Origin of the sequence: Sulfitobacter sp. W027, assembly GCF_025143985.1 — a bacterium.
In the GTDB taxonomy this organism is placed as follows: domain Bacteria; phylum Pseudomonadota; class Alphaproteobacteria; order Rhodobacterales; family Rhodobacteraceae; genus Sulfitobacter.
Genome location: NZ_CP083564.1, coordinates 1,107,521 through 1,132,494, shown reverse-complemented (window position 1 = coordinate 1,132,494; position 24,974 = coordinate 1,107,521). Strand labels below are relative to the sequence as shown.

At 61.3% G+C, this 24,974-nt stretch carries 23 protein-coding genes; 6 read left to right on the top strand and 17 right to left on the bottom strand.

The features are described from left to right. Positions 1-8: 8 nt before the first annotated feature. From K3759_RS05595 to K3759_RS05565, 7 genes are all read right to left on the bottom strand, one after another. Entirely contained in the window at positions 9-308 is a 300-nt protein-coding gene (locus tag K3759_RS05595) for a hypothetical protein (protein ID WP_259984780.1), read from the bottom strand. Further along, a complete protein-coding gene (locus K3759_RS05590; protein WP_259984778.1) occupies positions 305-571 on the bottom strand; it encodes a DUF2484 family protein in 267 nt (88 codons plus the stop codon). Before K3759_RS05590 ends, K3759_RS05595 begins: the two co-directional genes overlap by 4 nt. Then, positions 568-819: a DUF2484 family protein gene (locus tag K3759_RS05585; protein ID WP_259984776.1), complete on the bottom strand. Its 252-nt coding sequence runs from the start codon at positions 817-819 to the stop codon at positions 568-570. The genes K3759_RS05590 and K3759_RS05585 overlap by 4 nt, the downstream gene beginning before the upstream one ends. Then, the gene (gene murC / locus K3759_RS05580) at positions 816-2,231 is read right to left on the bottom strand and encodes a UDP-N-acetylmuramate--L-alanine ligase (RefSeq protein WP_259984775.1); all 1,416 of its coding nucleotides are present in this window, start codon (positions 2,229-2,231) and stop codon (positions 816-818) included. The genes K3759_RS05585 and murC overlap by 4 nt, the downstream gene beginning before the upstream one ends. Next, positions 2,228-3,352 carry a UDP-N-acetylglucosamine--N-acetylmuramyl-(pentapeptide) pyrophosphoryl-undecaprenol N-acetylglucosamine transferase gene (locus K3759_RS05575; protein ID WP_259984774.1) on the bottom strand — a complete coding sequence of 375 codons (1,125 nt, stop codon included), beginning with the start codon at positions 3,350-3,352 and terminating at the stop codon, positions 2,228-2,230. The genes murC and K3759_RS05575 overlap by 4 nt, the downstream gene beginning before the upstream one ends. Beyond that, the gene (gene ftsW / locus K3759_RS05570; protein WP_259984773.1) at positions 3,352-4,518 is read right to left on the bottom strand and encodes a putative lipid II flippase FtsW; all 1,167 of its coding nucleotides are present in this window, start codon (positions 4,516-4,518) and stop codon (positions 3,352-3,354) included. The genes K3759_RS05575 and ftsW overlap by 1 nt, the downstream gene beginning before the upstream one ends. Positions 4,519-4,664: 146 nt before the next feature. Further along, entirely contained in the window at positions 4,665-5,192 is a 528-nt protein-coding gene (locus K3759_RS05565) for a peroxiredoxin-like family protein (RefSeq protein ID WP_259984771.1), read from the bottom strand. 111 nt (positions 5,193-5,303) lie between these two features. On the opposite strand from K3759_RS05565, the gene K3759_RS05560 reads away from it, so the two are divergent. After that, entirely contained in the window at positions 5,304-6,479 is a 1,176-nt protein-coding gene (locus K3759_RS05560) for an NAD(P)/FAD-dependent oxidoreductase (protein WP_259984770.1), read from the top strand. 8 nt (positions 6,480-6,487) lie between these two features. Here K3759_RS05560 and murD read toward each other — a convergent pair whose 3' ends face one another. Further along, a complete protein-coding gene (gene murD / locus K3759_RS05555; protein ID WP_259984768.1) occupies positions 6,488-7,888 on the bottom strand; it encodes a UDP-N-acetylmuramoyl-L-alanine--D-glutamate ligase in 1,401 nt (466 codons plus the stop codon). A gap of 74 nt (positions 7,889-7,962) precedes the next feature. On the opposite strand from murD, the gene K3759_RS05550 reads away from it, so the two are divergent. Next, positions 7,963-8,889 (top strand): glutaminase, encoded by a 927-nt coding sequence (locus tag K3759_RS05550; RefSeq protein WP_173487743.1) that lies wholly within the window; start codon positions 7,963-7,965, stop codon positions 8,887-8,889. A gap of 4 nt (positions 8,890-8,893) precedes the next feature. Here K3759_RS05550 and mraY read toward each other — a convergent pair whose 3' ends face one another. From mraY to mraZ, 7 genes are read right to left on the bottom strand one after another with little or no spacing between them, the layout of a single operon-like run. After that, on the bottom strand, positions 8,894-9,976 hold the full coding sequence (gene mraY / locus K3759_RS05545) for a phospho-N-acetylmuramoyl-pentapeptide-transferase (RefSeq protein WP_259984765.1): 1,083 nt from the start codon (positions 9,974-9,976) through the stop codon (positions 8,894-8,896). Between the two features lie 39 nt (positions 9,977-10,015). Beyond that, positions 10,016-11,449, bottom strand: a complete 1,434-nt coding sequence (gene murF, locus K3759_RS05540; protein ID WP_259984764.1) for a UDP-N-acetylmuramoyl-tripeptide--D-alanyl-D-alanine ligase — start codon at positions 11,447-11,449, stop codon at positions 10,016-10,018. After that, positions 11,446-12,927 (bottom strand): UDP-N-acetylmuramoyl-L-alanyl-D-glutamate--2,6-diaminopimelate ligase, encoded by a 1,482-nt coding sequence (locus K3759_RS05535; protein ID WP_259984762.1) that lies wholly within the window; start codon positions 12,925-12,927, stop codon positions 11,446-11,448. The genes murF and K3759_RS05535 overlap by 4 nt, the downstream gene beginning before the upstream one ends. 12 nt (positions 12,928-12,939) lie before the next feature. Next, the gene (locus K3759_RS05530) at positions 12,940-14,727 is read right to left on the bottom strand and encodes a penicillin-binding protein 2 (protein ID WP_259984760.1); all 1,788 of its coding nucleotides are present in this window, start codon (positions 14,725-14,727) and stop codon (positions 12,940-12,942) included. Next, positions 14,724-15,110, bottom strand: coding sequence for a cell division protein FtsL (locus K3759_RS05525; protein ID WP_067626801.1), 387 nt, complete (start codon positions 15,108-15,110; stop codon positions 14,724-14,726). The genes K3759_RS05530 and K3759_RS05525 overlap by 4 nt, the downstream gene beginning before the upstream one ends. A 3-nt stretch (positions 15,111-15,113) precedes the next feature. Further along, the gene (rsmH, locus tag K3759_RS05520; RefSeq protein ID WP_259984758.1) at positions 15,114-16,097 is read right to left on the bottom strand and encodes a 16S rRNA (cytosine(1402)-N(4))-methyltransferase RsmH; all 984 of its coding nucleotides are present in this window, start codon (positions 16,095-16,097) and stop codon (positions 15,114-15,116) included. A gap of 4 nt (positions 16,098-16,101) precedes the next feature. Next, positions 16,102-16,593, bottom strand: a complete 492-nt coding sequence (gene mraZ / locus K3759_RS05515; RefSeq protein WP_259984756.1) for a division/cell wall cluster transcriptional repressor MraZ — start codon at positions 16,591-16,593, stop codon at positions 16,102-16,104. A 768-nt stretch (positions 16,594-17,361) separates the two neighbouring features. On the opposite strand from mraZ, the gene K3759_RS05510 reads away from it, so the two are divergent. Next, entirely contained in the window at positions 17,362-18,135 is a 774-nt protein-coding gene (locus tag K3759_RS05510; protein ID WP_259984754.1) for a hypothetical protein, read from the top strand. A 19-nt stretch (positions 18,136-18,154) separates the two neighbouring features. On the opposite strand, the gene K3759_RS05505 is transcribed toward K3759_RS05510, so the two are convergent. Continuing rightward, a complete protein-coding gene (locus K3759_RS05505) occupies positions 18,155-19,219 on the bottom strand; it encodes an Mrp/NBP35 family ATP-binding protein (protein ID WP_259984752.1) in 1,065 nt (354 codons plus the stop codon). 600 nt (positions 19,220-19,819) lie between these two features. On the opposite strand from K3759_RS05505, the gene K3759_RS05500 reads away from it, so the two are divergent. Continuing rightward, positions 19,820-20,032 (top strand): DUF1127 domain-containing protein, encoded by a 213-nt coding sequence (locus K3759_RS05500; RefSeq protein WP_067262642.1) that lies wholly within the window; start codon positions 19,820-19,822, stop codon positions 20,030-20,032. 255 nt (positions 20,033-20,287) lie between these two features. Here the strand turns inward: K3759_RS05500 and K3759_RS05495 are convergent, their stop codons facing one another. Next, complete coding sequence (locus K3759_RS05495) at positions 20,288-22,705, bottom strand: ATP-dependent helicase (RefSeq protein WP_259984751.1); 2,418 nt, start codon at positions 22,703-22,705, stop codon at positions 20,288-20,290. A 207-nt stretch (positions 22,706-22,912) separates the two neighbouring features. On the opposite strand from K3759_RS05495, the gene K3759_RS05490 reads away from it, so the two are divergent. After that, a complete protein-coding gene (locus K3759_RS05490) occupies positions 22,913-23,686 on the top strand; it encodes a PAS domain-containing protein (protein WP_259984748.1) in 774 nt (257 codons plus the stop codon). A gap of 126 nt (positions 23,687-23,812) precedes the next feature. Continuing rightward, entirely contained in the window at positions 23,813-24,961 is a 1,149-nt protein-coding gene (locus K3759_RS05485; RefSeq protein ID WP_259984747.1) for an alpha-hydroxy acid oxidase, read from the top strand. Positions 24,962-24,974 lie beyond the last annotated feature (13 nt).

Sequence of the window (24,974 nt, the reverse complement as noted above, 5' to 3'; positions counted from 1 at the left end):
GCAAACCATCAAGAGCGCGCGTCATCAACACGGCTTTCGCGCCAGCGTTTGGCCACGCGGCCCGCCAGCCAACCCAACCCAAATCCGCCCACTGCGTAGAGCACGACCGAGACCTGCGCCAAAAGCGCATGCGGCTCAAACACCCGCGCATCCAGCCCAAACACCATCCAAATGGCGTTGAGCGACAAGCCAATCACCAGCACGATGAAGAACCACAGCACACGGGCGCGAAAGCCAGTCCATATACAGGCGATGAGCCAAAGCACGAAGACGGCCAATAGCGCCAAAAGGGTCGGTGTCAGAGTCATTCCGCCGGGCCTTTAACCCGCCCCGCCCCACGGCGCAGCCAGCGCGCGAAATAGATCACCGGCCAGCGCAGCACCGAACAGCCCCCTGCCAGCACCAACAGGCCCAGCCAAGGACCATGCTGCGCGGTGACAAAGCCGACGATGGGGATACCTACGGCGATCAACAGATAGGCGCTGCGCCAATGAAAATCTTTACTGGGCGTCATGGCCAAAACATTGGCAATTACGAACCAGAAACAGGCGAGGATGAAGGATAGGCTCATTTAGGCAACTCCGGTTTTTGGCCCCGCAGCCGCGCCCAAAGATAGCGCAGCGGGTTGCGGAACATCGACAGGAAAGCCAGCAGCGCCAATAGCGCATAGACCCATGAGTGCATCACACCAATGGCGATAATTAGCACAGGGGCCGCGATCAGCAAGACCACCCCCGGCAGATATTGAGAGCGCAGCGGCAGCATGGCCACGGTCACGGCGGCGAAGACCCAGAGGATCGACAGCCAGACGAGGTTCACGCGGCGGCCTCCTTGGCTGCGCGCAGCGCCTCAGGCAGTTCATTGGCCCAGCCGCTGATCGTACCCGCGCCGAGGCAAACCACCATATCGCCCGGTCGTGCTTCGCGCAGAACCAGATGAGTCAGCGCCTCGGCATTCTCCACCGCATAGGCATGGCGGTGGCCGTGTTGGATCAGCCCAGCCACCAGACCATCGCGGTCGGCACCGGGGATCGGCTCTTCGCCCGCCGCATAGACATCGGCGATGCCCACCACATCGGCGTCGTTGAAACAGGCGCAGAACTCATCAAAATGATGGCTCAGGCGGGAGTAACGGTGCGGCTGGTGGACCGCGATCACCCGCCCTTTGCTGGCCTGCCGGGCGGCTTTGAGGACGGCCGTGATCTCAACCGGGTGGTGGCCGTAATCATCAATGATCGTGACCCCGTCCACTTCTCCCACGCGGGTAAAGCGGCGGTTCACCCCGCCAAAGCTGCCCAAGGCTGTGCGGATCTGCTCAAGCTTCATTCCGAGGTGCCGCGCAACAGTCACGGCCGCCAGCGCGTTTGACACGTTGTGATCGCCCGGCATCGGCAGGGCGCAATTCTCGATGACCATGCCCTCGGACTGAAGATGCACATCGAAATGCGCGACGCCGTCCTTGTAATGCAGCCCCACCGCGCGGACATCGGCCTGCGCGTTAAAGCCATAGGTCATAACCCGGCGGTCTGTCAGCTTGCCCACCAGCGATTGCACCTCGGGGTGATCGGTGCAGCAGACGGCCACACCGTAGAAGGGAATGTTCGACACGAAGTTCAAAAACCCTTGCCGCAACGTATCAAAGTCGCCCCAATGCTCCATATGCTCAGGGTCAATATTGGTGACGATGGCGATCGTGGCAGGCAGTCGGTTGAACGTGCCGTCACTCTCATCGGCTTCAACTACCATCCATTCACCTTGGCCCATCCGCGCGTTGGAGCCATAGGCGTGGATGATGCCGCCGTTTACCACAGTGGGGTCAATGCCCCCCGCAACGAGCAGTTCGGCCACCAGCGTGGTGGTCGTCGTTTTACCATGGGTGCCCGCCACGGCGATGTTGGACTTGAGCCGCATAAGCTCGGCCAACATCTCGGCGCGGCGCACCACCGGCAAGCCACGGCGGCGGGCCTCGTCCAACTCAGCATTGCCCGGTTTGATCGCCGAAGAGATCACGACCACCGCCGCCCCTTCGATATTCTCAGCCGCTTGCCCTTCGAAGATGCGCCCGCCCAACTCGGCCAGCCGCACGGTAATCTTGGTGGTTTTCAAGTCCGACCCCTGCACCTTGTAGCCGTGGTTCAGCAGCACCTCGGCAATGCCAGACATGCCGATGCCGCCGATGCCGACGAAGTGGATCGGGCCGACATCGGTCGGCAGCTTGGTGGCGGCGTTCATTGGGGGTATTCCTCTTCTGCAGTGGTCAGCGTGCCTTGGGAGCCAAGCTGTTCAACCATATCAGCCAGTGTCTCAGCCGCATCGGGCTTGCCGACCGAAAGCGCGGCCCGCGACATCTGCAATGCCCCTTGGGGCATCTCCAACACCGCGAGAATCTGGTCCGTCATGATTTCTGGATTTGCTTTGCTTTCAGGCACCATGATAGCGGCCCCGGCTTCGACCAGACCGCGGGCATTTGCGCTTTGATGATCCCCTGCCGCAGCGGCAAAGGGGATCAGGATCGAGGGACGCCCGATCACCGAAAGGTCCGCCACGCTAGAGGCCCCGGAACGGCTGATTACCAGCTGCGCCTCGGACATGCGGCGCGGTACATCATCAAAGAAGGGGCGCACGTCGGCGCTGATGCCAGAATCAGCATAGAAGTCAGCCACCCGCTGGCCGTCTTCTTCGCGGGCCTGATGGCTGACGCGGATGTTACGGATCATGTTCATCGGCAGGGCCGCCAAGGCGGGCGGCACCACGTCACTGAGGATGCGCGCACCTTGGCTGCCGCCCATCACCAGCACTTCCATCGGGTAATCGCCGGGCGGAATATAAGCCGCCCCCGCGCGGTCCAGCACCGCTGCGCGTACCGGGTTGCCGACATGCCAGCCTTGCACGCCTTCCGGCAGTTTGGTGGGCCAGATGCCGCAGGCCACAGCATGAACCCGCTTTGCAAAAACTTCATTCACACGGCCCAGAACACCGTTCTGCTCATGGATCATCCGCGGCATCCGCAGCGCCCAGGCAGCCCCGAGAGCCGGGATCGACGGGTAACCGCCAAAGCCGACCACGACCGAAGGCCGGTCGCGCAGCATGTTCAGCCCCGCGCGCACCACACCAGAGGCAATGCGAAAAGGCACCAGCGCCTTGGCGGCGATCCCGCCCCGGGCAAAAGTAGCACTGCTGATCTGCGTGATCTCAACCGCTTCGGGAAAACCGCTGGTATAACGCGCGCCGCGTGCATCGGTGCTGAGCTTGACCCGCCAGCCGCGCTGGAGCATTACCTCGGCTAAGGCCTGTGCCGGAAACATATGCCCACCGGTCCCCCCGGCGGCGATGATCAGCAGTGGCGCGGCCATCAGCGGCGGCCCCGGCCCAGAATGTCACTGATCTCACCCTGCGGGCGCGAACGGGTAAAGGCGAGGAGCATGCCGACGGCGATGCCGCTGGCGATGACCGAAGAGCCACCGTAGCTGACGAAGGGCAAGGTCATGCCTTTTGCGGGCAAAAGCCGCACTGCCACACCCATGTTAATCATCGCCTGTACTCCGAATGTGCAGGCCAGCCCGGTTCCGGCCAGCCGGATGAAGGGATCACGCTCACGCACCAACCGCAGCAGCGAGCGCACGACGACAACAGTATATAGAGCAATGATGCAGACGACCAGAATAAGGCCATATTCCTCGGCGGCGACAGCAATGATAAAGTCAGTATGCGCATCGGGCAGCGACCATTTCACTTCGCCCTCCCCCACGCCAACGCCAAACAGCCCGCCCTCGCGGATCGCATTGGTGGCATAGCCAAGCTGGGTGGTCGGATCGACATCGACACTGAGAAAGCCATCAATACGTCGCGCGAAGTGTTCAGAGTTGGAGTAGGCGAAGGTGCCTGCCAGAACCACCAGCCCCGCCATGCCGACCAGCAGCACCATCGGCGCGCCCGCAACGAAATACATGACGCCCCAACCAAAAAGCACCAGACAGGCTTGGCCAAAGTCGGGTTGCATCGCCAGCATCAGCACGATGGAAATGCACAGCGCAAAAGACCAAGTTTTCCCCGGAGGTCCATTAATCTCGGTCGCGGCGGCCATCATCCATGCTGCGGCGACCATGAAACCGGGTTTAAGAAATTCGGACGGCTGAAGCGAGGCAAAGCCCAGCGAATACCACCGCGTGGCACCTTTGCCAAAGTCCGTACCAAAGAAGGGCAGCAGCGCCAGCGCCACAAAGGAAAGGACAAAGCCCAGCACGGCCAAACGCCGCACCAATGTCGGCGACATCATCGACGTCAGCAGCATCGCCACCAGCGCCAATCCGCCGAAGAACGCCTGCCGATGAACATAGTGAAAGGCATCAAAGCCGTTTTTCGACGCCAAGGGCGGCGATGCGGCGAGCCCCAGCAGCATGCCAACGGCAAACAGCATCAAGACGCAGGACAATGCCCAGCGGTCGACCGTACGCCACCATTTTGGAAGGATCGGTTCACCATCCCGTACCGGGACCGCGCCATAGACCATCTCTGTCATGGGTATCTGCCTTAACTGCCTCAACGGCCCCTTTGCGGGGTCTCATCCGGGCAGAGTAGCCCGAATTGTTGTATGAAGCTAGTGCATTTCACCGCTCAGACGCAGGTAGGGTTGGCGGGGCAGAGGACAGCCCCGCCGCTGGGCGATCAGGCCGCCTTATGGGTGCCGCGCACCGGGTAGCCCTTGTCGCGGATGAATTTCAATCCGTTCAGCAGGCCTTCCAAGTCGGGCCGCGCGAAGGGGGCGTTGGAAATATCGACGATCTGTAGCTTGCCTTCGTCGTTGATCACAAAGGTCGCAGGCTCCGCAAAGGGCCGGTCAGTTTCCTGCGGGCTGCGCGGGTCAGAGATATAGAGGCCAAGCTCGGCCATCTGTTCAAGGCTCAGATCATAGCCGATGGGCAGGGTCAGGCTGTCTTCCTCGGCCATGGATTTGGCCTTTTCCTCGGGGTCGCCGGACACGGCGATCACGTCCACCCCGATCTCATGAAACTGGCTCTGCAGCTTCTCGAGCTGGGCGAGGTACTTTTTGCAGATCGGGCAGTGCAGGCCACGGTAGACCACCACCAGCTGCCAGTCGCGCCCCTCTTGCGGATGGCCCAAGGTCAGTGTGCCACCGCCGAGTTTGGCCACATCCATTTTCGGGAAATCTTGTTCTGCGGTCAGTTTGGTCATTCTCTACTCCTGTTTAATTTGCGTCATGCCTCCAGCTATGCCGTCAGCGTGATTGGGCAACCGCTGTCACGTCTTCTTGACCGGGGCCGCGCATTCGGGCAGAGCGCGCCCATGCAAGTCGATACAGCCATTATCGGAGCCGGTGCCGCTGGCATGATGTGCGCCGCCCACGCGGGCGGACGCGTTTTGGTGGTGGACCATGCCAAAGCGCCGGGCGAGAAAATTCGCATCTCAGGCGGTGGGCGCTGCAACTTCACCAATATGCATTGCGGGCCGCAAGCCTTTCTCAGCCAGAACCCGCATTTCGCCAAATCCGCACTGGCACGCTACACGCAGTGGGATTTCATCGAACTAGTCGACCGTCACGGTATCGCTTGGCATGAGAAAACCTTGGGCCAACTCTTCTGCGACTCCAGCGCGAAAGAGATCATCGCCATGCTGCGCGGGTTGATGCAAAAGGCCGGGGTCGATCTGCAACTACAGAGCAGCGCCAGCAATTTTGCAAAGGTCGATGGGCACATTACCTTCGACTTGCAAACGCCTGATCGGACAGTGAAAGTCACCGCATGTAACCTTGTTATCGCCACCGGCGGCAAGTCGATCCCCAAGATGGGCGCGACGGGCATCGCCTATGACATAGCGCGTCAATTCGGCCTGAACGTGACCGATACACGCGCCGCTCTGGTACCTTTCACCTTTGCCGAAGGCCGCTTTGCGCCGCTGGCCGGTGTGGCGACCCCTGCCCGTATCACCGCCGGGGCCGCTGGCTTTGACGAGGCCCTGCTGTTCACCCACCGTGGCCTCTCTGGCCCCGCGGTTTTGCAAGCATCATCCTACTGGCAGGCGGGCGAAGCGATCACCGTGAACCTCGCGCCTGAGGGCACCCTTCTAAGCGCATTGCGCGACCAGCGGCAGCAGTCCGGGCGGCGTAACTTTACCACCATCCTCGCGCAGCACCTGCCCGCGCGGCTGGTGGAGTATTTGGGGCAAGAGTTCGATCTCTCGGGCAACCTCGCTGATTGGTCGGACGCTCGGCTGACCACCTTCGTCGAAGCGCTACAGAACTGGCAATTGCACCCCTCCGGGACCGAAGGCTACCGCACGGCGGAGGTGACCCTTGGCGGTGTGGACACCGACGCGCTCTCATCCAAGACCATGGCGGCGAAAGAGGTGCCCGGGCTTTATTTCATCGGTGAAGCTGTGGACGTGACCGGCTGGCTCGGCGGGTATAACTTCCAGTGGGCGTGGTCGTCGGGCATGGCGGCGGCGCGGGCGATTGGCAGCTAGGCCCCGCCCTACTCCGCCAAAACCTTCTGCACCTGCGCCACGAAATCCTCACCACGCCGTTCGAAATTGTCATATTGATCGAAACTTGCCGCTGCCGGGGCAAGCAGGACGACATCGCCCTCTTCCGCCTCTGCCGCCGCGCGCGCTACGGCTTTCTCCATCGTGCCGCAGACTTCGGCTTCGGTCGTCAACTGCATGGCGAAATGCGCGGCCTCGCGGCCGATGACATAGGCTTTGCGCACTGACCCTTGGGCCTCCGCCAGACCTTTCAGCCCGCCTTCCTTCTCCAACCCACCGCAGATCCAGCGGATGTTGCGGAAGGCCGCCAGCGCCTTGGCCGCGCTGTCGACATTAGTGGCCTTGCTGTCGTTGACGTAGCGCACGCCATGCGCTTCGGCCACGGTCTGGCTGCGGTGCGGCAAGCCGCCGAAACTGTGAAACGCCGCCTCAATCACGCGCGGGGCGAGGCCAAGCGCGCGGCAGGCTGCATAGGCAGCACAGGCGTTCTGGTGGTTATGCGCGCCCGGCAACCCTTGGATGCTGCGCAGATCAATTGAACCGACCTGTTTGCCACGGCGGTATTCACTCAAAAACCCTTTGCGGGCGAAGACCTGCCAGCCGGGGCCGGAGAGTTTGGTCTCTGCACTGATGCGGATCACCCGGTCATCGCTCGGCCCCTCGCTCATCTGCACAGCGAGGAAACGGCCCTCGGCCTCATCCACACCGATCACTGCACGGTCCGGCCCGCCTTCGGCAAACAGCCGACGTTTCGCGGCATAGTAGCCACCCATACCTGCATGGCGGTCCAGATGATCGGGGCTGAGATTGGTAAAGACCGCCACATCGGGCGTCAGCGCACGGGCCAGTTCGGTCTGGTAGCTGCTGAGTTCCAGCACCACGACCTCGCCATCCACGGCAGGGTCGAGGTCCAGGACCCCGCGCCCGATGTTGCCCGCCAGTTGGCAGGGGCGTCCGACATGCTCCAGAATATGATGGATCAACGCCGAAGTGGTGGATTTGCCGTTCGAGCCGGTCACCGCCACAACGCGCGGCGCGACGTCGTAGTGGTCCCATGCCAGCGTCGCAAAGCTTTGGAAAAATAAGCCGATGTCATTGTCCACCGGCACGCCTGCGTCGAGAGCTGCGGCAACCACCGGGTTCGGCGCGGGGTAGAGGTGCGGAATGCCGGGGCTGAGGATCAGCCGGGTGATTTTATCAAGCGCGCCGGGGGTGTTAAGGTCAACACAGGCAAACCCCTCCCGCTCGGCCCGTGCGCGTGCTGCCGGATCATCGTCCCAACAGCTAACTTTGGCCCCGCCTGCCTGCAATGCGCGTGCCGCGCTCAGGCCAGAGCGGCCCAATCCCAGCACCGCCACGCGCGCGCCTTCCAAGCCCTGTACTGGAATCATCTGCAATCCCCTGCTACCCGTTGACCCCAGAATGGGGGCATGATGCGCCTATCACAAGCCAGAGGCCGCCATAGATGTCCAGCCCCGCCAAACCAGACCTTGCCGATGTGTTGCCGCGTCTCAATGACATGATGCGCGAAGACGACCATTGGGGGGATGTGGCGGCCTATATTCCGCAACTGGCAACGGTGGATCCGGCACAGTTCGGCATCGCGGTGGTGACGGCAGATGGCCAGTGCCATGTGGCGGGCGATACGCAGGTGCCCTTTTCAGTACAGTCGATCACCAAGGTCTTTACGCTTGCCATCGCTCTTGGCCGGTCGGGCGACCAACTGTGGCACCGTGTGGGGCGCGAACCTTCGGGGCGGGCGTTCAATTCCATCGTGCAGTTGGAGCAGGAACAGGGCCGCCCGCGCAATCCGTTCATCAACGCGGGCGCGATTGTCACCACGGATGAAGTCTTGGGCAACCGCGAGCCGCGCGAAGCGCTGGCCGAGATCATGCGCTTCGTGCGCGAGGCTGCGGGCACGGACGACATTCACATCAATGACACTGTCGCCGCGTCAGAGACCGACTTTGGCCACCGCAATTTCGCGCTGGCGCATTTTTTAAAATCCTATGGCAATCTCATCAACGCACCGGAAAGGACGCTGGGCACCTATTTCCACCACTGCGCGATGGAGATGACGGTAGAGCAGCTTGCTATGGCGGGCCGTTTCCTGATCGAAGCGCCGGAGGTGCCGCGCTTGGTCGCGCCGAGCCGTATCCGACGCTTGAACGCACTGATGTTGACCTGTGGGCATTACGACGGCTCAGGCGATTTCGCCTACCGCGTCGGCCTCCCGGGCAAATCCGGTGTGGGTGGGGGTATCTTGGCCATCGTGCCGGGCCGCGCCAGCATCGCGGTCTGGTCGCCGGGGTTGAACCGATATGGCAACAGCCAAAAGGGCACCGAAGCATTGGCCCTTTTGGCGCGTCACATGGACTGGTCGATCTTCTAAGCGCTTAGCGCACCTTGAGCGTGGCCAGCCCCAACAGGGCAAGGATCAGCGAGATGATCCAGAAGCGGATCACGATCTGCGGCTCGGCCCAGCCCTTTTTCTCATAATGGTGGTGGATCGGTGCCATCAGGAAGACCCGCTTGCCGGTGCGTTTGAAGTAGAGCACCTGCACGATGACCGAGAGCGCCTCAACCACGAACAGCCCGCCGACAATCGCCAGCACCAGCTCATGTTTCGTGGCCACAGCAATCGCACCCAAAGCGCCGCCAAGCGCAAGTGAGCCTGTGTCGCCCATGAAAACGGCCGCAGGTGGCGCGTTGTACCACAAAAAGCCAAGCCCCCCGCCGAAGAGCCCCGCGGTAAAGATCAGGATCTCCCCCGTCCCCGGCACGTAATGCACGTCGAGGTAGTCGGTGAAGTCCACGCGGCCCACCGCATAGGCAATAACGCCAAGCGCTCCGGCGGCGATCATCACTGGCATGATCGCCAAACCGTCAAGCCCGTCAGTCAGGTTCACCGCATTGGCCGAGCCCACGATCACGATGATCGCAAACGGCACAAACAGAACGCCGAGGTTGATGAGCGTATCTTTGAAAACCGGCATCGCCAGTTGGTACTGCAACTCTGCTGGGTGGTACTGCGCCGCCCAGTAGCCCGCGATGCCCGCAATCAGAAAGCCCAGCAAAAGCCGCACTTTACCCGGAACACCGTCGGTGTTCTGTTTGCTGACCTTGGCATGGTCGTCGGCGTAACCGATGGCGGCAAAGCTCATTGTAACGAAAAGCACCAGCCAGACGAAAGGATTGTCCAGACGCGCCCAAAGCAGTGTCGAGGTGAGCAGCGCGCCAACGATCAACAGCCCGCCCATGGTGGGCGTGCCCGCTTTGGCAAAATGGCCCTCGGGGCCGTCATCGCGAATCGGCTGGCCCTTGCCCTGCCGCTTGCGCAGCACTTCGATCAGCGGCTTGCCAAAGAGAAACCCGAAAATCAACGCTGTGAAAAATGCCCCGCCTGCGCGGAAGGTGATATAGCGAAACAGGTTAAAGAAATCGCCGCCATCAGACAGCAGCGTCAACCAATAGAGCATATATCGCGTCCTAACTCATCATGTGGGGTGAATCGCCGATCAGGCGGTCGGGACCGGATGGCCCATTTTGCGGATGGCGTCAACAATACTGCCCAGCTTCATCGAAAGCGACCCTTTGATCAGCACGACGTCGCCGGAATCGAGCCGAGCGCGGAGGCCTTGCAACATCTCTTCGGCGGTCGCGGTCCAGTCGCCGCGCTGGTGTTCGGGCAGATTGTCGTAAAAGGCCTTCATCAGCGGGCCGACGCAATGAACCACGTCTAGCGCGCGGGTGGCCTCCAGATCGGCCAGCCCTGCGTGCAGCGCCAACGCCTCGGGGCCAAGTTCTTTCATGTCACCAACGAAGGCGATGCGCCGCCCTTTACTGACACGACCGATGTCATGGGTCACTTCCGAAGCCGCCAGTACTTCAAGTGCTGCGGCCATCGAGGTCGGGTTGGCGTTATAGCTGTCGTCGATCAGCTCCAGCGCCAGATGGGTATCGACGACGTCGAGTAAGATACGCTCACGCACCCCGCGCCCTGCATAGGGCGACCAACGGCCCAGCGATTGCACCGCCAAGGCCCGGTCCGCGCCAAGCGCTTCGGCCAGTGCCAGCGCGCCAAGCGCGTTCATCGCGAAGTGCCGCCCCGGTGTGGCAATCTTGTAAAGCAACGGCGCGCCTGAAACCTCGGCTTGCGCCACGGTTGCGTCGCCCTGCACCTTCACGTCGGTCAATGTGTAGTGGTGGCCCTTGCGCCCGAATGTGGTCTCGCGCAGGCCGCGCTCAAGTGCCTTGTCGAGCACGATATCGCTGTGGTCGTGGTCGGCATTGATCACCGCCACGCCGCCCGGTTCCATGCCGTCAAAGATGCTGGCCTTCTCTACCGCGATGGCGGCGACATCCTTGAAGGCTTCGAGGTGGACGGCGGCGACATTGGTCACCATCGCCGCGTGGGGCCGCGCCTGTCTGGCAAGAGGCGCAATCTCTCCGGGGTGGTTCATGCCAATTTCGATCACCGCATAATCGGTGTCACGTGGCATCCGTGCCAGTGTCAACGGCACGCCCCAGTGGTTGTTGTAGCTGTCGACGCTGGCGTGGGCTTTGCCCTGATCGCCAAAAATCGCCAGCAGCATTTCCTTGGTCGAGGTTTTGCCGACGCTGCCCGTCACCGCAGCCACCTTGGCCTGCGGACCAAGACGCGCACGCCCTGCCCGGCCCAACGCCTCAAGCGCGGTCTGTACATCCTCGACGATCAACAGCGGCGCATCCTCGGCGACGCCTTCCGGCAGATGGGTCACGAGCGCGGCAGCCGCCCCTTTGTCGAGCGCTTGGGCCACGAACTCATGCCCATCCCGCGCGGCCTTGAGCGCGACAAAGAGATCGCCGGGTTGCAGCGTCCGTGTGTCGATCGAAACCCCGTTGCAGGCCCAATCGCCCTGCGCCTGACCGCCCGTGGCCTCCGCCGCTTCGCTCGCTGTCCAAAGGCTCATGCCAGTCTCCCGTCCAGTGCCGCCACGGCCACGCTGGCCTGTTCTACATCGTCAAAGGGCAGCACGTCGTCACCAACAGTCTGCCCGGTCTCATGACCTTTGCCCGCGATGAGCAGCGCGTCGCCCGGCTCCAACGCATCCACCCCGCGCAGGATTGCTTCAGCGCGGTCGCCGACCTCCATCGCATCGGGCGCGCCGTCCAGCACAGCGGCACGGATGCTCGCCGGGTCTTCGCTGCGCGGGTTATCGTCGGTGACAATCACCATATCCGCATTTTCCGTCGCTGCCTGCCCCATCAAAGGGCGCTTAGCCCGATCCCGGTCCCCGCCCGCGCCAATGATGGCAATGAGCCGTCCCATCACATGCGGGCGCATCGCGGCGAGTGCGGTGGCCACCGCATCGGGCGTATGGGCGTAATCGACGAAAACCGCCGCGCCATTGTCGCGGGTGGCGGCAAGCTGCATCCGGCCCCGCACGGTGGTGAGATGCGGCAGTGTGTCGAAGACCTCCTGCGGGTCCGCGCCACAGGCGATGACCAGCCCGGCGGCCAGCAAAACGTTGTCGCCCTGAAAACCGCCAATGAGATTGAGCCGCTTTTGATAGGTCTTGCCGCGCCATGTGAAGCGCAAATCTTGCCCCGTCGCATCGAAACGCTGGCCTTGCAAATGCAGATCACCCCCGTCGCGGCCCACGGTGATCACCTCACAGCCCCGCGCGCGGGCGATGGCCGCGATGTTGACGCCTTTTTCATCGTCGATGTTCACCACCGCCGTGCCGTCTTCGGGCAAAACACGGGCGAACAGCGCGGCCTTGGCGGCGAAATAGGCCTCGAATGTCTCGTGATAATCAAGATGGTCTTGGGTGAAGTTGGTGAATCCCGCCGCCTTGAGCGTCACCCCGTCCAGCCGCCGTTGGTCAAGCCCGTGGCTTGATGCCTCCATTGCCGCGTGGGTGATGCCGTTCTGTGCGGCCTCGGCCAGCGTACGATGCAAGGTGATCGGCTCTGGCGTGGTATGCGCCAAGGGGGCGGCCCATGCGCCTTCGACCCCGGTGGTGCCGAGGTTCACAGCAGGCAATCCCATCTCAACCCAAATCTGGCGCACGAAGGTCGAGACCGAGGTTTTCCCGTTGGTGCCGGTCACGGCGATCATCGTGGCGGGCTGGCCGCCGAACCACAGCGCCGCTGTGCGTGCCAGCGCTTCGCGCGGCGAGTCGGAGACCACCAGCGCGGCGTTGGAGCCTGCCAACTCCTCGGCTGCGAGTTTGGCGCCTGCGGCATCGGTCAGCACCGCCGCCGCGCCCATGCGCAGGGCATATTGGATGAACTCTGCCCCATGCACGCGGCTGCCCGGCATGGCCGCGAAGAGCGTGCCTTCGCGGACCTCGCGGCTGTCGACCGCGATCCCGGTGATCATGGGGTTGGCCCCCGCCCGCGCGGTCAGCCCGAGGGAGGAAAGGGGTACGGCCCGGTCGGTCATAGAGATGTCTTTTCAGTTGCTGCTGGTCAGCGTTAGCACAGCGTCGTTCACCGGTTCAACAGCCGGGCGTAGCCCCAGCAAAGGCGCGATGCGGCGGACCATCTCAGCGGCTACGGGCACGGCTGTCCAACCCGCCGTGCGGCGCGGTTTCGGGCCAGAGGTTTCCACCGGTTCGTCCAAGGTGACGATCAGCACATATTTCGGGTCATTGATCGGGAAGATGCTGGCGAAAGTATTGATCACCTTGTCCTCGTAATATCCCCCCGTGGGCTTGGGTTTGTCAGCCGTGCCGGTCTTGCCTGCGATTTGATAGCCGGGCACTTCGGCGAAGCTGGCCGTGCCTTCGGTCACCACTTTGCGCAGCATATTACGTGCCTGTGCGGCGGTCTCTTCAGACATAACCCGAGGCCCAAGTTGCGGGCTGGTTTGTTTCAGCAGTGTCGGCTTTACGGCACGCCCGCCATTGGCGATGGCGGCATAGCCTGCTGCAAGGTGCATCGGCGTGCTCGACAACCCGTGACCATAAGAGATTGTGACGCTCGACAGTTCGGTCCAGCGGCTTGGCAACAGCGGCTTGCCGCCCGAGGCTTCGACGATCTCAAAGGGGGTCGGTTCAAAGAAGCCGAGGCTTTTCAGGAACTCTTGCTGCCGCTCGATTCCGATTTCCAGCGCCATGCGGCCTGTGCCCCGGTTCGAGGAATGCACGATGATGTCAGCGACGCTCAGCTTGCCGTAGTTCTTGTTGCGGAACTCACCGATGCGGAAACCACCGACCTTCATCGGGCCAGAGGTGTCGATGATCGTATCGGCGTTGAACAATCCCAACTCGATCGCCTGTGCGGCTGCGAAGATCTTGAAGGTTGAACCCAGCTCATAGACCCCCTGCACCGACCGGTTGAACAGCGGGCTGTCGGAAGCATCCCCCTTGGTTAGCGGACGCGGGCGGTTGTTGGGGTCAAAATCAGGCAGAGAGGCGACCGAAATCACTTCGCCGGTATGCACATCCATCAGAATGCTCGTGGCACCCTTGGCGTTCATCAGCTTCATGCCACCATAGAGCACCCGCTCAGATGCCGCTTGCACCGTCAGGTCGAGCGACAACTCCAGCGGTTTCGCGCCATTGGCCGGATCGCGCAGGTAGTCGTCGAAATATTTCTCGGCCCCTGCGACGCCGATCACTTCGGCGGCGTGGACGCCTTCCTTGCCATAGCTCGCCCCGCCCAGCACATGTGCGGCCAGCGAACCGTTGGGATAAAGGCGCATGTCGCGCGGTGCAAACAACAAGCCCGGATCGCCGATATCATGCACGGCCTGCATCTGCTCTGGGCTGATTTTCTTTTTGATCCACAGGAACTTGCGCTTGCCTGTGAAATCCTTGATCAGACGCTCTTCTTTCAGGTCGGGAAAGATTTTGACCAGCTTTTTTGCGGCCACTTCGGGGTCGATCAAATGGCGTGGCTGCGCGTAGAGCGCGTGAGTCTCAAAGTTCGTCGCCAGCAGGTTGCCGTTGCGGTCTGTGATGTCGGCGCGGGAGGCCGAGATCACAGCCCCTGGCGCATGGCCGCGCGGCTCGGAAGGCTCTGACATCGCCAGCAGACCCATGCGCCCGCCGATCACTGTGAAGGCACAGAGGAAACAGACGCCAAGGACCAACAGCCGCCCCTCGGCGCGCATCCGGGCCTTGTCACGCATCTGCTCATGGCGGATGCGCTTGTTCTCACGCTCGATCGCATCGGGATTTTCGCCCTTTTCACGGGCATCAAGAATACGGGCCAGAGGGCGAAGCGGGGTGCGGATCATTCAAAGTCCTCCTCGGACTCATCCGCGCCGGTGAGCGCGTCGTAATTCATGGTCGAGACATCCACAGGATCGGTGATCGGCAGCAGTTCAGACGGCGGCTGCGGATAGGCGACCTGATCGACCTGACCGAACTGGCCGGGATGCAGTGGCAACAGGCCGAGGCGGTCAAAGTTCAGGTCGGCCAGATCGCGCAACCGGTCGGGGCGGTTTTGGAACGCCCATTCGGCGCGCAGGACAGCCAGACGGGCATGGGTGGCGCGGATATTGGCATGTAGCCTGTCAGCATCGCTCAGTGCCTGCTGGGTCGCGTAATTCTCGCGGTAGGCCCAGAAGGCCAGTCCAACCACGGCAATAGTGGTGAGGATATACATCACCGTGCGCATCTCTCAGATCCCCCTGACCATCGGCATGCCGATGGATTTCGCGTCAATCTCGCCACTGGGCGCATCGGTGCGCGTGGCGACCCGCAGTTTGGCCGAGCGGCTGCGCGGGTTTTCGTCCAATTCCTGCGCGTCAGGTCCGATAGCCTTGCGCGATTTCAGTGTAAACTGCGGCGCTTCCTGTTCTAGCGCAGGGGCGAAGCGGTTGGCATTGCCCCCAGCCCCTGCCCGCGCGGTGAGGAAGCGTTTGACCATGCGGTCCTCGACCGAATGAAAGGTCACCACGGCCAGTTTCCCGCCCGGCTTCAGCGCGCGCTCTGCGGCCATAAGCCCCTGAAACAGCTCACCATATTCGTTATTTACCGCGATGCGCAGCGCTTGGAAGCTGCGCGTCGCGGGATGGCTTTGACCAGGCTTCGAGCGCGGCAAACAGCCTTCGACCAGCTTGGCCAATTCCAACGTAGTGGTGATCGGCGCATCTTCCCGTGCGCGGACAATCGCCTTTGCGATCCGGCGGGAGGCGCGTTCTTCGCCGTATTGGAACAGGATATTGGCGATGATCTCTTCTTCGGCCTCATTGACCAGATCGGCAGCCGAGGGGCCGTCTTGGCTCATCCGCATGTCGAGCGGGCCGTCCTTCATAAAGGAAAACCCACGCTCGGCCTGATCGAGCTGCATTGAGGAAACGCCGAGATCAAGCACCACGCCGTCGAGGTCTTGGGCATATTCATCCATGCGCGAGAAGACGCCCTGTTGCATGGTGATGCGGTCGCCGTAGTCTCCGGCCCATTCCGCCGCCATCTCGAACGCCAGCGGGTCGCGGTCCACGGCGATGACGCGCTCGGCTCCGGCCTCAAGCAGGCCACGGGTGTAGCCGCCCGCGCCAAAGGTGCCGTCAAGCCAGACCCCTTCCACAGGTGCCACGGCGCTCAGGATAGGACGCAGCAGAACGGGGGTGTGAGGGGCGGAAGGGTTAGAGGCAGCAACCATTCCGTCAGACCTCCATGTCACCATCAAGGAACGAGAGTGGGTCGACGTCGTCGGGCAGTTCCTGCTGCCATGCCTCTTCCTCGGTCTCGTAGGTTTCGGGCTTCCAGATTTGGAAGGTGTCACCGGCGGCGATAAAGAAAGCCTCGCCTTCCAGTTCGATTTTGTTGCGCAGCTTGGCGGGCAGCACCAAGCGGCCTGTCTCGTCTACCGTGGTCGGGAAAGACTGGCCGTGGAACAGGCGTTGAAGCGCCTTACGCTGCATAGAGCCACGCGGCATGCGGTCGATCTTGGCGTCGACCTCTTCGATGGCTTCCATGGTATAGCATTCAAGGTAGTTGCGGCGCTGGTCGCCATAAACAATGACCAGTTCGGGATTGTCGCCGTTTTTCCAGTTCGGGTCGCCAGCCTCCAACACACGCCGAAAAGAGGCTGGGATAGACACCCGCCCCTTCGTATCGACCTTGTGTTGGCTCTCGCCTCTGAACCTGCGGCTCACGTGTTGTCCCTGCCTCTTGCGCCTTTGCGCTTAACTCGTTGTCCACCATGGCCTGGAAATGGAAACGGCGGGTTGATCTGCTGCCACTGATCAACCCGCCGCCCACGTCCCGCAGCTTGGCGGGGAAGTCCGACTGCGCGCGCCACCTGGGGGGATGTCTGCTCGCTCGCGCGCCGGATCTCTTTGGTCTGATGAAAGCGAGGTGCCTGTATGAAACCTGCTAGGTTTTGTTTTATTTTTGGGGTCGTTTGCTGCCCCGTGTCCCGTTCTCATCCGATGCACAAGGGATGCCATGGGAATTGATGGGCGTCTACAATTTTTTTGATTTCCGGCGCAATATTTTGTTTTGCACAGGCTGTGGGAACAACATCTGGTATAACTTTCTGAGCGGAAAATGGCTCAATTAGGGACATGAAGTCAGTAAAACACAATATATTGTTTTGAATTTGAGACCTGCATAACGTCCCACGTTTTCCCACTAAAATTTGCACACATAGTTATCCACAGGACGTGTTCGTTGCTTGTTCTGCAGAATGTATCGGATGGTGGCAAATAGCGAGCCAATTCCCATGTCTGCGAATCGGCAGGTTCACTCAGCGGGCCATGACTGGCCCATCATTTCCCAGACTTCCCATGTATTCCCGCGACATTTCCCATGACGTCCCGCCGACCCATGCTTTCCCAACCGGATATCCAAGTGCGCCCGGCTGCATCTTGTCCTTTCGCCGCGCCCGCGCCATGTAGTGGCCCGAAACGAGGGAGTGCATCATGATCCAGGCCACGGCTCTATTTACCCACGCGCTAAACATGCTGTTTCACGCGCCTGCAACGACGCTGCGGGTGATCCTGCCTGCGGTGCTTTGGGTGATGGGGGCGACTGCCGTCGCAGGTGTGCTGGCCGGGGATGCGCTTGGGGCGATGGATCAAGTGATCGACAACGCCGCTCCGCCGCCCACGGATCAATTACTGATCCTGATTGCTTGCGGTCTTGCTGGTATCCTTGGATATGCGCTGATGGCTGTGCTGTGGCACCGCCATGTACTGCTTGACCGCGACGGTTCCGGGGCCGAAGTGCGCCCCGGCGCGCGGCTGTTCTGGGCCTACGTCTGGCGCGCGATTGTCTTAGGCTTTGTGCAGTTCCTCGCCGCGATCCCTATTGGACTTGCCATGCTATTGCTGGGCGGGCTTGCCGGATCGAGCCCCGCCGCGCTTCTGCTGATCGGGCTTGCAGCAGGGGTCGCCTTTCTGTGGCTGGCCCTGCGATTAAGCCTCGTCCTGCCCGCTGCAGCGATGGGCCGCGTCATGGCCGTGCGCGAGAGTTGGCGTGCGACCGAACCGCTGGCCGGCACGCTTTGGGCGTTGGCCGTGCTCTTGGCCGTGGTGAATACACTGCTGGGCGTGATTGCGGGCATGTTGCTGCCTGCCGACCCCGGCTTGCGGCTGATGCTCGATTCCCTACTCTATCTAATAGAGGGGCTGGTCTTCGTCTCGATGCTGACGACGCTTTATGGCCATCTGATCGAAGGGCGCGAGCTGGGCTAAGCCGCCCGCGCCTTTCGTGTTACGCCATGCCGCCGTCGATCAAGCCCCGCGCGATGCGGGCATAGGCATCGGCCATCGGCCCCTCGCCAGCAGCGATTGGCGTGCCATTATCCCCCGCCAGACGGGTTTCGAGATCAATCGGCAGACTGCCCAGCAGGGGCACGCCCATCTTGTCGGCCTCTGCCGCCACACCGCCATGGCCAAAGATCTCATGCTGTGAGCCGCAGTCGGGGCAAACGAACATCGACATATTCTCGATCAATCCCAGCACTGGGGTTTTGAGCGTGGCAAACATGTCCAGCGCCTTGCGCGCGTCGATCAACGCCACATCCTGCGGAGTGCTGACCACAATAGCACCGGACAGTTCTGATTTCGTGCAGAGCGTCAGTTGAACATCCCCCGTGCCCGGCGGCAGATCAACAAGCAGCACGTCAAGCTCGCCCCACTCCACTTGTCCCAGCATCTGCTGCAATGCGCCCATCAGCATCGGTCCGCGCCAGACGACGGCCTTGCCCTCTTCCAGCATAAAGCCAATCGACATCATGGTGACCCCATGCGCCTGCAGCGGAATGATCGTCTTACCGTCGGGGCTGGCGGGGCGTTTGTTGATCCCCATCATCCGCGGCTGGCTGGGACCATAGATATCAGCATCCAGCAGACCTACCTTGCGCCCCGCCCGCGCCAGCGCCACGGCGAGGTTGGAGCTGACGGTAGATTTCCCCACACCGCCCTTGCCTGAACCGATGGCGAGGATCCGCTTTACGCCACTGGGTTTCATCGGCCCCTCTTGGGGTTTCGGGTGCCCCCCGATCTTGAGGCTGGGCGCTTTGGGGGCAGGACCATGCGCTGTCAGCGCGACCGAGACGTCACCCACCCCCGGCAGATCGCGCACCACTTGCTCTGCCGCGTCCCGTAAAGGGGCCATCTGGCGCGCGACGTCAGCGTTGGGTGCTTCGATCACGAATCGCACCTTATCGCCCTCAACCACCAGTGCGCGGACCAGATCATGGGACAGCAAGCTCTTTCCGTCGGGCAGTTGCACCCGCGCCAGCGCCGCTTCGACTTCTGCTTTGGTCACAGACATGCGCAAATTCTCCTCTATTAGGCCTCCTGAAATGGCAGGTTCTGCGCCAAGCGCAAGGGGACGGCCTGCTTCGCCTAAGGATCGGGCGAGTTGCCCAAGGTTTACGCAGGGGTACCATGTTTTCGCTGCATAGCAGCATTGCAAAAACTTTTATTGTGCAGCCGCAGCAATTAGCGCTAACTTAGGTCCATAGGCAGAGCCAAGCGCTCAGCTTTCGGAAAGACCAGACACATTCATCCTCCTCCCGAATGTGTCTGATTTTGACAAGACTTAGAGGCATCCATCCTCCTCCCGGATGCCGCTAAGTTCGGAAAGACCAGACCTGTCCATCCTCCTCCCGGATGTGTCTGTGATTGGCGGCGACATCTACCTCCTCCCAGATGTCGCCGCTCCTTTCCTCCCCCACCTCCAAATGACAGTTTTATGACGGTGCGCTGCTTTGCCGCGCCGCCGAAACCGTTTCCAATCAAATGGTTGCGCCCGTTTATACCTATGCGCTTTCTGCATAGCGGCATTGACTTTATGCCCGTTGTGCAAATGCAGAAAGGGCGTAAATAGCAGGCAACGAGATGATCAACAGATGAAAAAAGAGGCGCCGAAATGGCTTACATGAACACAACAACCGCAAACACAACTTCCGTCTTCGCCCGTATCGGCGGCGCATTCGAAGCACTGGCAACCCGCTACAAACAGCACCGTCTGTACCGTGAAACTTTCGACGGTCTGAGCGCGTTGAGCAACCGCGAACTGGCCGACCTTGGTCTGAGCCGTTCCGAACTGCGCCGGGTCGCATGGGAATCTTCCCGCGGCTAAGCAGAGATAGAGATCGGACGTCAGAACCCCTCCCTGTTCTGCCGTCTGAAAGCCGGGGTGCGCGTCACCTTCCTCCTCCCTGAATGAGGCGGACCCCGCAAGGAGACCCGAAGCCGACCCTCCCTCGACGCTTCGGGCCGACATAGAAACGGCGGCACCTTCCTCCCAAGGTGCCGTCGTTTTTGTTTTTGTTTTTGAGGGAACATTTAGGAGCGCTTTAGACAAGCCGCCCCCGAGGTGGAACGGATGCCCCTCTTAAAACGGCACGTCCTGTCCGCCGGACAGAAACCGCGAGACGACTTTCTTGGTGCCCGCCTTTTCGAAAGCGACCTCCATTTTGTCGCCCTCTACGCCGATCACTTCTCCATAGCCAAATTTGTCGTGGAAGACCCGCTCCCCGATCTCAAAAGCGGCGACGGCTTGCATATCGATCGTGACATTGCGGCTTTCGCGCGGTTGGCTCGTGCCCCGCGCCCCGCTGCGCGACTGCAGCCGTTTCCAGCCTGGTGAGTTGTAGACATTCGCATTTGCCGCGCGGTTATGCAGATCAGACTGCGGCATGGCAGCCCCAAACCCACCACCGTAAAGTCCCGGCGGGGTCAGCACATCCACATGCTCTTCAGGCAGTTCATCAATAAAGCGCGACGGCATCGCGTTTTGCCACTGGCCAAAGACCCGACGATTGGCCGCGAAAGAGATAGTGCAGATTTGCTCGGCGCGGGTGATGCCGACATAGGCCAACCGCCGCTCTTCCTCGAGGCCCTTGATCCCGCTTTCGTCCATTGAGCGTTGCGAGGGGAACAGCCCATCTTCCCAGCCCGGCAGGAAAACCATGGGGAACTCCAACCCTTTGGCCGCATGGAGCGTCATGATCGAGACTTTCTCGCCATCGCCCTCCTGCTCATTGTCCATGATCAAACTGACGTGCTCAAGGAAGCCTTGCAGGTTCTCGAACCCCTCCAGCGCCTTGACCAGTTCCTTAAGGTTTTCCAAACGCCCCGGTGCTTCGGGCGTTTTGTCGTTCTGCCACATGCCGGTATAGCCGCTCTCGTCGAGAATCATTTCGGCCAGTTCGACATGGGAGACTTCGGGCGGGCCGTAATCTACCCGAAGCGGCGCGACCCCATCGTCCAACACCGCATCGTCCTCGCTAATCTCGATCCTAGGTCCGCGCAGCATTGACGACCAGCGGTCGACCCCTTCAACCAGCAGCCGCAACTGCGCAGCCCCCTTGCCGCTGATCCCGTCATGCGCCAGCAAGATCCGCGCCCCTTCAACAAGGTTCACCCCATGATCCCGTGCCGTGCGCTGGATTTTTTGTTGCGCCTTGTCACCCAGACCGCGTTTGGGTGTGTTCACTATCCGCTCAAAGGCCAGATCGTCATCCGGGCTGGTGACCACGCGGAAATAGGCCATCGCATCACGGATTTCCAAACGCTCATAAAAGCGCGGGCCGCCGATCACTTTGTAAGGCAGGCCGATGGTCAGGAAACGATCCTCAAAAGCCCGCATCTGATGGCTCGCCCGCACCAGAATTGCCATGTCATCCAAGGAGAATGGTGCCAACCCGCGTGTGCCGCGCTGCCCGGATTCGATCTCATCGCCGATCCAACGCGCTTCTTCCTCACCGTCCCAATGGCCGATCAGGCGCAGCTTCTCGCCCTCGGTCGCCTCGGTCCAGAGGGTCTTGCCCAACCGCCCCTCATTGCCCGCGATCACGCCCGAGGCCGCAGCCAGAATATGCGGGGTTGAGCGGTAGTTTTGCTCCAACTTCACCACATGCGCGCCAGGGAAATCCGTCTCAAACCGCAGGATGTTGCCTACTTCGGCCCCGCGCCAGCCATAGATCGACTGGTCGTCGTCACCGACGCAGCAGATGTTCTTGTGCCCCTGCGCCAAGAGCCGCAGCCAGAGGTACTGCGCAACGTTGGTATCCTGATATTCGTCTACCAGAATGTATTTGAACCAGCGCTGATACTGCGCCAGCACATCCGGATGCGCCTGAAAGATCGTCACCATATGCAGCAACAGATCGCCAAAATCAGTGGCGTTTAGCTCAATCAGACGGCGTTGATATTGCGCGTAGATCTCAGGGCCACGGTGGTTATAGGCCCCGGCGTCTGCCGTAGGCACCTTATCAGGCGTCAGCGCGCGGTTCTTCCAGCCGTCAATGATCCCGGCCAGCATTCGCGCAGGCCAGCGTTTGTCGTCAATCCCCTCCGCCGCAACCAGTTGTTTGAGCAGTCTCAACTGATCATCTGTATCGAGAATGGTAAAATTACTCTTAAGCCCCACCAATTCCGCATGCCGACGCAGCAGTTTGACGCAGATCGCGTGAAAAGTGCCGAGCCATGGCATCCCCTCCACCTGCTGGCCCAGCATCTGGCCTACGCGATTCTTCATCTCCCGCGCGGCTTTGTTGGTGAAGGTGACCGCCAAAACCTCATTCGGCCGCGCCCGCCCGGTGTTCAGCAGGTGCACGATTCGCGCGGTAAGCGCCCGCGTCTTGCCGGTGCCTGCCCCGGCAAGCATCAGCACAGGTCCGTCCAATGTCTCTACCGCAGCACGCTGGGCGGGGTTCAACCCCTCCAGATAAGGCTGCGGGCGCGCAGCCATGGCGCGGGCGGACAATGATGCGCCTTCAAAGGCGTCCATTTCGTCAAAATCACTCATGCATGCAATCTAGCGCGTCCGCGATACGAGATAAAGAGACGTTCCGCAAATGTTCTCTCGAAAGGCCTGAAGGCGGCCAAATTGCGCCGCGCTGACCCGCTGCGCATCGCAAAGACGGGCGAATTTGAAATGCATGGGAAATCTTTACCCGTTGATAATGCTTTGGCTCCAATGTGACGGAATAACGGCAAACGAGAGGAACCGCTCATGTTCAGAAACGATGATACTTCGGTCCTGCGCCGAGAGATTGACCGGTTCAAACTGCCGATGTTCATTGCGGAGCTGAATGCCGAAAACGGGCATTTCGAACTTCTCGCTCTGAATACGGCCCATGAGGCGCATAGCGGCATGGTGATGGAGGAGGTGATAAACCGCCCCCTGCATGCTTTCATGCCCCATGAAGAGGCCGAGGCGGTGAATGAGCGATATGCGCGCTGCGTTTCGAACGCGGGGCAAATCCGCTATCGTGAGATGCTTCATATGCCGCGCGGCCCCCTGATCTGGGATACGACGCTGCATCACGTGCAGTCGCACCAGGGCCGTGACCGTGTTGTGGGCAGCGCCATCGTCGTAGAACGGGTACAACGCGATAACCGCGATACCCTCGCCTTTGAAGATGTGCGCTATTTCGCTGCGACCTCTTCATTCAAGCTTGAGCAAATCTCGACGGTGCTGGACGCTGCCGAAAAAGGGCTGATCGATCCGGCAAAGCTTACGGGTTCGGCGGGTATGCTTGCAGGGCTATGCCGCGCCATTGACAGCACCATGCAAGAGCTGCGCTCAATCGCGCAGGAACGCCTGGATGCCGAAGCGAACCCGACCGTGCATCTGATCGATATGGACAGCGTTGACACCTCCGAAGGGGATGAAATCGAAGCCGCCATTGCTGCACTGGTGGATATGGCAGACAACCTGCCCACAGCACCGGGCAGCAAAATAAGCGATGCCCCGCCAATCGCGCGGTCTGCACTCCGGCAGTAGACCTACCGCCGGAAAAGCATGCACACTAAACCCGCAATCTACTTTCTCTCACGACAGGGCTAACCCACCCGATACCCGCATCTTCTCCATCTGGACAATTCGCAACCCTTTGGCGCAAATGCCGCCATGGATTTACACGCAACCTATCCCGCCCTTTCGGACCTCCGCAGCCGTGCGCAGTCGCGCCTGCCGAAATTCGTTTGGGAATACCTTGATTCCGCGACTGGGACCGAGGCGACCAAACACCGCAACCGGGCCGCCTTGGACCGTGTCGGGCTAATGCCCTCGGTGTTACATGGTGAATTCAAGCCCGATCTCAACGTTGAGCTTATGGGGCAGAAACTGCCCCTGCCTTTCGGCATGTCACCTTTGGGCATGTCCGGCCTGATCTGGCCAGATGCCGAAGCCCACCTCGCCCGCGCAGCGGATCGGGCTGGCATTCCCTTTGGTCTTTCCACCGTGGCCGCGACCTGCCCTGAAGACGTGGCACCCCATCTGGGCGCGCATGGGTGGTTCCAACTCTACCCCCCGCGCGATCCCGAGATTCGCACCGACATGCTGGCCCGCGCCAAAGCCGCCGGCTTCACGACGTTGGTCCTCACCGTCGATGTCCCGGTCGCCTCGCGGCGCGAGCGGCAGACCCGCTCTGGCCTGACCAGCCCGCCTAAGCTCACCCCCCGGCTAATGGCACAGGTGGCGATGCGGCCCGCTTGGGCTGTGGGCATGGCCCGCCGTGGCCTGCCACATATGAAAATGCTCGACAAATATACACAAGGCACGGCCACCGCGAACCTGCCGCCAACCGCACATGTCGGCTATTTGCTGCGCACCGCGCCGGATTGGGACTATCTACATTGGCTGCGCGACCATTGGGAGGGCCCGCTGGTGATCAAGGGCGTTCTGCGCCCCGAGGATGCGACAGCTTTGGAGAACGCCGGGGTCGATGCGATCTGGGTTTCGAACCACGCGGGCCGCCAATTCGACGCCGCCCCTGCCAGTGCCGAAGCGCTGCCCGCTATTCGTGGAGCCACTAAATTGCCTGTGATTTTTGACAGTGGCGTGGAATCGGGCCTCGACATCCTGCGCGCCTTTGCGCTTGGCGCGAACTTTGTCATGCTGGGCCGGGCCTTCCATTTTGCGCTCGCCGCACTCGGACCGCGTGGCGTGGATCACCTGATCGACCTGCTTGCCCGCGACCTCACTGCCAATATGGGGCAACTGGGCGCCCGCAACCTACGTGACCTGCCCGTCCCTTTTGATCTGCCGCCGCTCTGACGGAAAACCTTGC

Bases quoted from the DNA above. Each gene is read 5' to 3' on its own strand.
- K3759_RS05595 (WP_259984780.1), bottom strand. From the start codon at position 308: ATGACTCTGACACCGACCCTTTTGGCGCTATTGGCCGTCTTCGTGCTT.
- K3759_RS05590 (WP_259984778.1), bottom strand. From the start codon at position 571: ATGAGCCTATCCTTCATCCTCGCCTGTTTCTGGTTCGTAATTGCCAAT.
- murC (WP_259984775.1), bottom strand. From the start codon at position 2,231: ATGAACGCCGCCACCAAGCTGCCGACCGATGTCGGCCCGATCCACTTC.
- K3759_RS05575 (WP_259984774.1), bottom strand. From the start codon at position 3,352: ATGGCCGCGCCACTGCTGATCATCGCCGCCGGGGGGACCGGTGGGCAT.
- ftsW (WP_259984773.1), bottom strand. From the start codon at position 4,518: ATGACAGAGATGGTCTATGGCGCGGTCCCGGTACGGGATGGTGAACCG.
- K3759_RS05565 (WP_259984771.1), bottom strand. From the start codon at position 5,192: ATGACCAAACTGACCGCAGAACAAGATTTCCCGAAAATGGATGTGGCC.
- K3759_RS05560 (WP_259984770.1), top strand. From the start codon at position 5,304: ATGCAAGTCGATACAGCCATTATCGGAGCCGGTGCCGCTGGCATGATG.
- murD (WP_259984768.1), bottom strand. From the start codon at position 7,888: ATGATTCCAGTACAGGGCTTGGAAGGCGCGCGCGTGGCGGTGCTGGGA.
- K3759_RS05550 (WP_173487743.1), top strand. From the start codon at position 7,963: ATGTCCAGCCCCGCCAAACCAGACCTTGCCGATGTGTTGCCGCGTCTC.
- mraY (WP_259984765.1), bottom strand. From the start codon at position 9,976: ATGCTCTATTGGTTGACGCTGCTGTCTGATGGCGGCGATTTCTTTAAC.
- murF (WP_259984764.1), bottom strand. From the start codon at position 11,449: ATGAGCCTTTGGACAGCGAGCGAAGCGGCGGAGGCCACGGGCGGTCAG.
- K3759_RS05535 (WP_259984762.1), bottom strand. From the start codon at position 12,927: ATGACCGACCGGGCCGTACCCCTTTCCTCCCTCGGGCTGACCGCGCGG.
- K3759_RS05530 (WP_259984760.1), bottom strand. From the start codon at position 14,727: ATGATCCGCACCCCGCTTCGCCCTCTGGCCCGTATTCTTGATGCCCGT.
- K3759_RS05525 (WP_067626801.1), bottom strand. From the start codon at position 15,110: ATGCGCACGGTGATGTATATCCTCACCACTATTGCCGTGGTTGGACTG.
- rsmH (WP_259984758.1), bottom strand. From the start codon at position 16,097: ATGGTTGCTGCCTCTAACCCTTCCGCCCCTCACACCCCCGTTCTGCTG.
- K3759_RS05510 (WP_259984754.1), top strand. From the start codon at position 17,362: ATGATCCAGGCCACGGCTCTATTTACCCACGCGCTAAACATGCTGTTT.
- K3759_RS05505 (WP_259984752.1), bottom strand. From the start codon at position 19,219: ATGTCTGTGACCAAAGCAGAAGTCGAAGCGGCGCTGGCGCGGGTGCAA.
- K3759_RS05500 (WP_067262642.1), top strand. From the start codon at position 19,820: ATGGCTTACATGAACACAACAACCGCAAACACAACTTCCGTCTTCGCC.
- K3759_RS05495 (WP_259984751.1), bottom strand. From the start codon at position 22,705: ATGAGTGATTTTGACGAAATGGACGCCTTTGAAGGCGCATCATTGTCC.
- K3759_RS05490 (WP_259984748.1), top strand. From the start codon at position 22,913: ATGTTCAGAAACGATGATACTTCGGTCCTGCGCCGAGAGATTGACCGG.
- K3759_RS05485 (WP_259984747.1), top strand. From the start codon at position 23,813: ATGGATTTACACGCAACCTATCCCGCCCTTTCGGACCTCCGCAGCCGT.